Genomic DNA, 8,457 nt, shown 5'->3' on the forward strand with positions numbered 1-8,457 from the left:
GTCTCGGGCATCAGCGCCAGCGCCCCGGCGATCAGCGCCGCGCCGAGCGGCAGGTTGATCCCGAACGCCCAGCGCCAGCCGCCGCCGGTCGCGACCGCGCCGCCGGCGAGCGGGCCGAGCGCGGCCATGCCGCTGATGAGCGAGCCCCAGATGCCGAAGGCGACCGCGCGGTCGCGGCCGGTGAACACCGCGTTCACCGTGGACAGCGTGGCCGGCATGATCATCGAGGCGCCGACGCCCTGCAGCGCCCGCCCTGCCACCAGCGCGCCGCCGCCGCCCGCCAGGGCGGCCAGCAGGCTCGCGGCCGCGAACACCGCCACCCCGAGCACGAACATCCGGCGCCGCCCGAACAGGTCGCCCGCCCGGCCGAACGGGATCAGCAGCGCGGCGAACACCAGCGAGTACACCGAGGTGACCCACTCCGCGCCGGCGGCCGAGAGGTCCAGGTCCGTGACGATCCGCGGCAGCAGGACGCCGACGATGGTGGCGTCCACGACGATCAGCGAGACGCCCAGGCTCATGACGACCATGCCGAGCCAGCGGCGGCGGCCGGCCGCCGGGACCGGCGCGGGAACGCGCGGCGGCGTCAAGGACGTGGACTTGGGCACGGCTTCAAACATAAGGCCGGGCGCCCGGTGCCCCTCACCGGCCCCTACCCAACACCCGTGCCGCCATCGGGGGCGGTGCCGCCGGAGGCGCCGCCGGGACCCTCGCCGCCGGCTCCGGGGCGGATGTCGGTGTGCAGGCGGATCTGCCGGACGGGCTCGCCCATGTCGAGGTCGCGGGCCGTCCCGTCGGGCGCCCAGCCCGCCGAGCCGAGGAACGCCCGTGTCACGTCGTCGCCCTCGAACGTCCAGGTGACGAGGGTCTCGAACCCGTCCTCGCGCAGCAGGTCCACGGTCGCGGCCAGCAGCCGGCTGCCGTGCCCGGCGCGGGCGTGCAGGGGGTCGACCAGCAGCGCGACCAGCTCGGCGGTCACGGCGGGGTCGTGGTCGGGGTCCTCGGCCGGGGCGTGCGCGGCGAACCCGACGACGAGCTCGGACGCGACCGCCACCAGCAGCCGGTGCCGGGGGCTCGGCGGCGCCGCGGCGGCCTGCGCCCACCGTTCCCGCCACGCCTCGGCCGCGTCCCGGCCGGTCACCCGGTCCAGGGCGGCGGCGGGCAGCAGGTCCCGGTAGCCCTGCCGCCAGGCGCGCACCTGGATGTCGGCGACGGCGGCGGCGTCCGCCCGGCGCGCGGGCCGCACGCCCACCTCGGCCCCCATGGCAGCCATGGCCTCAGCACGTCCTCTCGTCCGGGATCACGCACACCCTAGAGGGAGGCCGGGCGCCGCGCGCGGCGGACCCGGCGCGGCGGCGGAGGTCAGCCCGCCGCGGGACGGCCCGGCGGGGTGCGGCGGCGGGCGCGGTAGGCGCGGGTCTTGGTGCGGTTGCCGCACACGCGCATCGAGCACCAGGACCGGGACCGGTTCTTGGACGTGTCGAGGAACGCCCAGCGGCAGGTGTCCTCCAGGCAGACCTTCAGGCGGGTCCACGTGCCGTCCGCCGCCGCGTCCATGACGGCGGCGGCGATGTGGGCGAGGCCCGCGCGGACCGCGGTGTCGGGGGCGTCGGCGGGGACGAGGGCGGGGCGCGGGCCGGCGAGCGTGATCCGCAGCGGGAGCGCGGCGAGCGCGTCCTCGAGATCGTCGGCGAGGGCCTCCTCGCGGGCCTCGTCCCGGCCGGTCGCGGACGAGAGCGGGCCGTGGTGGGCGCGCATCGCGGCGCGCAGCCCCTCGCGCAGCGCGATCGCCGTCGCCAGGTCGGTCTCGTGCGCCGGGCCCGCGGCCGGGACCAGGCCGCGCCCGGCCAGCCACTCCGCCACCGCCGCGGGCGCGGTGAGCTCGTCGGCGCCGGTCTCGACGTCCAGCGTGTTGACGAAGTCCCGCAGCAGATGCGCGGCGGCGTCCTTGCCGGGATGAGCCTCGGCCATCACCCCTCCTGCCTGTCGTCCGTCACCCTACCAAGAGCCGACACCGGTCATCCTGTTTCGATGGTTGCGCGCATGGCGACACCGGCATTACTGTTTCGCAGGTGACAAGCTCGGAGATCGTGTACGGACGGAGGCGGCCGGTGAACCCGAGGGTCGCGAACATCGTGATCGACTGCGCCGACCTGGACGTGATGGCCGCGTTCTGGGGCGGGCTGCTCGGGATGGAGACGTCCGGCCGGGTGGACGACTGGCTCGACCTCGGCCCGCTCGGCGACCGGGGGCCCGTGCTGTCGTTCCAGCTCGTCCCCGAGCGCAAGGCGGTCAAGAACCGGCTGCACCTCGACCTCGACGTCCCCGACATCCACGCCGCCGGAGAACGGGCGGAGCGGCTGGGGGCGACGCCGGCCAGCGGGCCCCTCGGGCGCCCGCACGCGCCGTTCCGCGTCTGGCGCGACCCGGAGGGCAACGAGTTCTGCTTCTGCACCGACCCCGCGCCGGACCCGGGCGGGTCCGGCGGGGACCGGTCACTCGGACGGTAGGTTCGCTCGGTCAGTCTCGGACGATCTGGGCGAGCAGGGTGACGACCCCGACGCCCACGCCGATGGGAACCGCGGCCCTGGGCGCGGCGGCGCACAGGGCCGCCGCGCCGATCGCCACGATCATGATCACGAGTGCCCGCGTGCTGAGCAGGGCGCTGGTCCGGTTCGGTCGTACTCGCATGTCGGCTCGACCTCCATCCCGATGATCGGGTTCGGAGCGGACGGCTCCCCCTCAGGACCGCGATGGCCGGGTGCCCTGGCCGGGCTCCGGTTCCGCTGAGCCGCCTCGTACACGCATGGTCGTCCCGCTGTCAACGATCCGGCGGCGGGGCGCGCGCTCCGGGCACAATCATGATCGTTTGTTGACCGGACCATGCCATGCCCGTCCGATTCGTCCGGACTATCCGCGATCATGGGCGCATGACGGGGACGGTGAGGCGGGCCGTGACGCGGCGCGGCGGGGCCCGGCGCTGGACGCTGGGCAGGACGCTGCGCTGGGCGGGCTGGGCGGTGGCGTACGTGCTCGGCCTGGCCGCGCTCGTGTTCGCCGGGGCATGGGTCTGGTGGCAGCCCGAGCCGCATGCGCGCGGCACCGGCACGAACGCGCTGTGGGCACGGCACCAGTGGGTGGGCGAACCGCACAGCGACGCCGAATACCGCGCCCTTGGTGAGCTCCTTAGGCGCAACCGCATGAGTGACGTGTACTTTCACGCCGGCCCGGTCGAGGCGGACGGAACGGTGCCCGCGGCCAAGTACCGCTACGCGCGACAGCTCGTCGCGGCGGTCCGCAGGTACGCGCCGGGCGTTCGCGCGCAGGCGTACCTGGGGCAGATCCGGAAGGTGGAAGGCCATGGCATCATCGACCTGGACGATCCGGCGGTGCGCGACCGCGTGCTGAGGACCGACGCGACGTTCCTCGACCTCGGTTTCGACGGCATCCACTACGACTTCGAGCCCATCTACCCCGACGACCGTGCGTTCCTCGCGCTCCTGGACCGGACGCGGGCGCTGACCAGAAGCCGGGGCAGGCTGCTTTCGGTGTCACTGGAGCAGCCGGGGCTCGTGGACGCCGCCCAGCCCGTCTACAAGGCGCTGCTTCCGCGCCACGGGGCGGGCCACTATCCGCCGCGTCCGACGGCGGGCTTCCTGCGCGACGTCGCGGACCGGGCCGACCAGGTCGCGGTCATGACCTACGACGTGTCGCTCCCGACGCGATCGCTCGCCGGATGGCACTTCGCCCACCACACGCGCAGGACCCTGGAGCTCATCGGCGACCGGACGACGGTGTTCATCGGCGTCCCCACCTACCGCCCGCTGATGGACTGGGCCGAGGACCTGGGCGTGGCGCTGCGCGGGGTCCGGCGCGGCATCGACGCGCTGGACCGGCCGCCGCGCCGCCCGTACGGCGTCGGCGTCTACGCGGAATGGACCACCGACGCCGCGGACTGGGACCGCTATCGCTCGCTGTGGCTTCCCCGCGGGAAACCGGATTCCGGCGGCGGGCAAACCCGGGCGGTGACCGGCCCTTTCTCAAGTTTCCGCAGGTAGAAGAGTTTGGATAGGAGCGCTTCGCTGGGGTATCCGTAAGTGCGGACAGCAGGGTGCGCGCCCCCCTGCCGGTGGACGGAGAGAGAAGTGGGGACGGCCGAGATGGGCAGTGAGCAGACCACGAGGCAGGGTGCCGACCGGCTCAGCGAACTGGCAGCCGAGTTCACCGGCTGGCGGATCGGCAGGGGCGGGTCGGGCGTCTGGTGGGCCGTCCGGGGCAACGACCTCGTCCGGACGCCCGACGTCGAGGAGTTGCGCGTCCGCCTCCACGAGCTCACCGCGTCCCGCGAGAGCGCCTGAGCGCGGCGTTCACGAGCACGGTCACGTTATCCAACCGAGTCCGGTACGTGGCCGGACCGACCTCGTAACGCGGCTTTTGCGTGCAACGATGTGGTGATGGGAGCCGTCGCCACGCGTACCCCCGAGCGTGTGGCGACGGCTTCTGACTTGATCGCGCGGGTGGGGCGCGGAACGTTCCCTGGCGGGGAGGGACCTGCGGGTCCAAGGCCACCGGCCGGAACGGTACCGTTCGATGCATGGCACCCAGCACAACGACCGACGCGCCGTTCGGGCGGATGCTGACCGCGATGGTCACCCCGTTCCTGCCCGACGGCGGCGTCGACTACGACGGCGCCGCGCGCCTGGCGACCCATCTGGTCGACGAGCGGCGCCATGACGGCCTCGTCGTCAACGGGACGACGGGCGAGTCGCCGACGACGAGCGACGATGAGAAACAGAACCTGCTGCGCGCCGTCATCGAGGCGGTCGGCGACCGGGCAGTGATCGTCGCCGGTGCCGGCACCAACCACACCGAGCACAGCCTCCGGCTCGCTCGGCAGGCCGAGGCCGCCGGTGCGCACGCGCTGCTCGTGGTCACGCCGTACTACAACAAGCCCCCACAAGAGGGGCTGTTCCGGCATTTCACCGCGGTGGCGGACGCCACGGCCCTGCCGAACATGCTCTACGACATCCCCGGCCGCGCCGGGGTGCCGATCGAGAACGAGACCCTCCTGCGGCTCGCCGAGCACCCGCGGATCAGCGCCGTGAAGGACGCCAAGGGCGACCTGTTCGGCGCCTCCAGGGTGATGGCCGAGACCGACCTGGTCTGGTATTCCGGCGACGACAACCTCAACCTGCCATGGCTGTCGGTGGGCGCCGCGGGGTTCGTCAGCGTGGTCGGGCACGTCGTGGGTACCGAACTCCATGAGATGATCGACGCACACCGCGCCGGTGAGCACGGTCGGGCGCTGGAGATCCATCGCCGGCTGCTGCCCGTGGTCACCGCCATCATGACCCGGACGCAGGGCGCCATCGCCGTCAAGGCAGCGCTGAACCTGCTCGGGCTTCCCGGAGGCGGCCCGCTGCGCGCGCCGCTCGTGGAGGCCACGGCGGAGTTCGCGGCGCGCCTGCGCGAGGACCTGACGATTGGGGGAGTCACAGTGCCGGAGGTCGCCATGCCGGAGGTCGCCCGGTGAGTCATCCTCACCCGGAGCTGCCCCGGCCGCCCGCGCCTCCACGAGACGGCCTGCGCATCGTGGCGCTGGGCGGCCTGGGGGAGATCGGCCGCAACATGACGGTGTACGAGCGGGACGGACGCCTGCTCGTCGTCGACTGCGGCGTGCTCTTCCCGGAGACCGAGCAGCCCGGAATCGACCTGATCCTGCCCGACTTCGAGTACATCAGGGAACGGCTCGGCGACATCGAGGCCGTCGTCCTCACGCACGGCCACGAGGACCACATCGGTGCCGTCCCCTACCTGCTGCGCGAGCGCCGCGACATCCCGCTGGTCGGGTCGAGGCTGACGCTGGCGCTGCTGGAGGCCAAGCTCACCGAGCACCGCATCAAGCCGGTCACCGACGTCGTCGCCGAGGGCGACCGGCGCTCCTTCGGGCCGTTCGACTGCGAGTTCCTCGCCGTCAACCACTCCATCCCGGACGCGCTCGCGCTGGCCGTCCGCACCCGCGCCGGGCTCGTCCTGCACACCGGCGACTTCAAGATGGACCAGCTCCCGCTGGACGGCCGGCTCACCGACCTGCCCGGGTTCGCCCGGCTCGGCGCCGAGGGCATCGACCTGCTGCTGTCGGACTCGACCAACGCCGAGGTCCCCGGCTTCGTCACCAGCGAGCGCAACATCGGGCCCGTCGTCGACGAGGTGTTCCGCACCGCGCAGGAGCGGCTCATCGTGGCGTGCTTCGCCTCGCACGTGCACCGCGTCCAGCAGGTGCTCGACGCGGCCGTGTCCAACGGCCGCAAGGTCTGCTTCATCGGCCGCTCGATGGTGCGCAACATGGGCGTCGCCCGCGAGCTCGGCTACCTGGACGTCCCCGAGGGCATCATGGTCGAGCCGAAGGAGCTCGACGACGTCCCGGCCGACCGGCTGGTGCTGGTGTGCACCGGCTCGCAGGGCGAGCCGATGTCGGCGCTGTCGCGGATGGCCAACCGCGACCACCAGCAGATCCGCATCACCGACCGCGACACCGTGATGCTGGCGTCCTCGCTGATCCCCGGCAACGAGAACGCGGTGAACCGGGTCATCAACGGCCTCACCCGGTGGGGGGCGCGGGTCGTCCACAAGGGCAATGCGCTCGTGCACGTGTCCGGGCACGCGTCGGCGGGCGAACTGCTGTACGTGCTGAACATGACCAAGCCGGGCAACTTCATGCCGATCCACGGCGAGTGGCGGCACCTGCGCGCGCACGCCAAGCTCGCGGCGCTCACCGGCGTGCCCGACGAGAACATCGTCATCGCCGAGGACGGCGTGGTCGTCGATCTCGTGGACGGCCAGGCCAAGATCGTCGGCGCGGTTCCGGCGGGCTATGTGTACGTGGACGGCCTGTCGGTCGGCGAGGTCACCGAGACCTCGCTGAAGGACCGGCGGATCCTCGGCGAGGAGGGCTTCGTCTCCATCGTCATCGGGATCGACTCGACCTCCGGGAAGCTCGTCGCCGGGCCGGAGATCCACGCCCGCGGCGCCGGCATCGTCAACGAGGACTTCGACGAGGTCATCGAGCGGATCGAGCAGGTCCTGCGGGACGCGGCCGGCGACGGCGTCAACGACCTGCACCAGATCAGCCAGATCATCCGGCGCACCGTCGGCAAGTGGGTGAGCGACAACTACCGCCGCCGCCCGATGATCATCCCGGTGGTCGTCGAGGTCTGACCGCGCGCTCGGTACGGCGTGTCGCCACAGGTGGGCGACACGCCGTTCGGCGTTCCCCGGAACGCGTGAGGTCCTTGGTTACTCTCGTCATCATGGCCACACGTGCGTCCGGAGGGGCGAAGAGCACCTCACGTGCCGGGGGCAGCGCGGCTCGCAAACCCGCAGGCTCGGCGGCCCCCCGCAAGCGACCGAGCGGTGGTGCCGCCAAGGGCGGCAATGCCAAGGGCGGCGCGAAGAAGGGCGCCGGGAACGGCCCGAAGGGCGGCGCCCGGGGCTCCGGCGCCCGGAACGGCGGCGGGCGGGGCCCGGCCAAGGGCCGCCCGGTCAGGCAGCCGAACCCGATCGGCCAGGTCTTCATCGGGCTCGCGCGGCTGGTGGTCCGCCTCTACCAGCTCGCCGCGTTCACGCTGGGATCGGTGGCCCGCGCCTACGGCGCCGGCGCGCGCAACCTCGACGCCGAGCACCGCCGCGACGGTCTCGGGCTCGCCCTGCTCGGCTCGTCGATCCTGCTGGCCGCGGTGACCTGGTTCCGGCCCGACGGCGTCGTCACGATCGCGCTGGAGAAGATCGTGCGCGGCGGCCTCGGCCTGCCGGCGATGGTGCTCCCCCTCGTGCTCCTCGTCCTGGCCTGGCACACGCTCCGCAACCCGGTGCGGCAGGAGGACACCGGCCGCGTCATCATCGGCTGCAGCGCGCTCACGGTGGGCGTGCTCGGCGTCCTGCACATCGCCGCCGGCGTGCCGTCCCCCGCCAAGGACATGGACGGGGTGCGCGCGGCGGGCGGCGTCGTCGGCTGGCTCGTCTCGGCGCCGCTGAAGGCGGGGCTGAGCGGCTGGGTCGCCGTCCCGCTGCTGCTGCTCCTGGCCTTCTTCGGGCTGATGGTCGTCACCGCGACGCCCATCAACCGGGTGCCCGAGCGCTTCACCGACCTGTGGTCCGTGGCGACCCTGCAGGGCCGCCCGCAGCATCCGGCCGAGGAGGAGCCCGAGCAGGACGCGCCGAAGCGCCGGCGCCGCCGCGGCAAGGCCGCCGAGCAGGAGGACGACCCCGAGCTCGAGGTCGGCGAGCATTCCAAGCCCTACGACACGCCGCTGCTGGAGGACGCGCCCAAGAAGCCCTCCGCGCGGTCCCGCCGCCGGCTGGCCGACGACCTGTTCGAGCCGGACCCGTTCGGCGCGGAGGTCCCGCCGCCCGCGCCGGCGGCCGACGACGCCGAGCCGCCCGGCGGCCCGGACGGCG

The 8,457-nt window shown here is 73.3% G+C and carries 10 protein-coding genes; 6 read left to right on the forward strand and 4 right to left on the reverse strand.

What is annotated here, in order from left to right:
* The 3 genes from E1291_RS35460 to E1291_RS35470 all read right to left on the reverse strand — a co-directional run.
* Positions 1–608 (reverse strand): MFS transporter (locus tag E1291_RS35460; RefSeq protein WP_242614580.1); only part of this gene is annotated, 608 nt, incomplete at its 3' end.
* 44 nt (positions 609–652) lie between these two features.
* The gene (locus tag E1291_RS35465) at positions 653–1,273 is read right to left on the reverse strand and encodes a GNAT family N-acetyltransferase (RefSeq protein ID WP_131742433.1); all 621 of its coding nucleotides are present in this window, start codon (positions 1,271–1,273) and stop codon (positions 653–655) included.
* 89 nt (positions 1,274–1,362) lie between these two features.
* Complete coding sequence (locus tag E1291_RS35470) at positions 1,363–1,971, reverse strand: CGNR zinc finger domain-containing protein (RefSeq protein ID WP_131742434.1); 609 nt, start codon at positions 1,969–1,971, stop codon at positions 1,363–1,365.
* Positions 1,972–2,072: 101 nt separating this feature from the next.
* Between E1291_RS35470 and E1291_RS35475 the strand changes: the two genes are divergently transcribed.
* Entirely contained in the window at positions 2,073–2,510 is a 438-nt protein-coding gene (locus E1291_RS35475) for a VOC family protein (protein ID WP_242614581.1), read from the forward strand.
* Between the two features lie 10 nt (positions 2,511–2,520).
* On the opposite strand, the gene E1291_RS42630 is transcribed toward E1291_RS35475, so the two are convergent.
* Positions 2,521–2,691, reverse strand: a complete 171-nt coding sequence (locus tag E1291_RS42630) for a hypothetical protein (RefSeq protein ID WP_165495452.1) — start codon at positions 2,689–2,691, stop codon at positions 2,521–2,523.
* A 239-nt stretch (positions 2,692–2,930) separates the two neighbouring features.
* Between E1291_RS42630 and E1291_RS35480 the strand changes: the two genes are divergently transcribed.
* From E1291_RS35480 to E1291_RS35500, 5 genes are all read left to right on the forward strand, one after another.
* Positions 2,931–4,058, forward strand: coding sequence for a glycoside hydrolase family 18 protein (locus tag E1291_RS35480; RefSeq protein ID WP_242614582.1), 1,128 nt, complete (start codon positions 2,931–2,933; stop codon positions 4,056–4,058).
* 102 nt (positions 4,059–4,160) lie between these two features.
* Positions 4,161–4,358, forward strand: coding sequence for a hypothetical protein (locus E1291_RS35485; RefSeq protein WP_131742435.1), 198 nt, complete (start codon positions 4,161–4,163; stop codon positions 4,356–4,358).
* A 236-nt stretch (positions 4,359–4,594) separates the two neighbouring features.
* A complete protein-coding gene (gene dapA, locus E1291_RS35490) occupies positions 4,595–5,533 on the forward strand; it encodes a 4-hydroxy-tetrahydrodipicolinate synthase (RefSeq protein WP_131742436.1) in 939 nt (312 codons plus the stop codon).
* Positions 5,530–7,218: a ribonuclease J gene (locus tag E1291_RS35495; protein ID WP_131742437.1), complete on the forward strand. Its 1,689-nt coding sequence runs from the start codon at positions 5,530–5,532 to the stop codon at positions 7,216–7,218. Before dapA ends, E1291_RS35495 begins: the two co-directional genes overlap by 4 nt.
* Positions 7,219–7,310: 92 nt before the next feature.
* On the forward strand, positions 7,311–8,457 hold a 1,147-nt coding region (locus tag E1291_RS35500; RefSeq protein WP_207401110.1), incomplete at its 3' end, for a DNA translocase FtsK 4TM domain-containing protein.

This window comes from Actinomadura roseirufa, assembly GCF_900659635.1.
In the GTDB taxonomy this organism is placed as follows: Bacteria; Actinomycetota; Actinomycetes; order Streptosporangiales; family Streptosporangiaceae; genus Spirillospora; species Spirillospora roseirufa.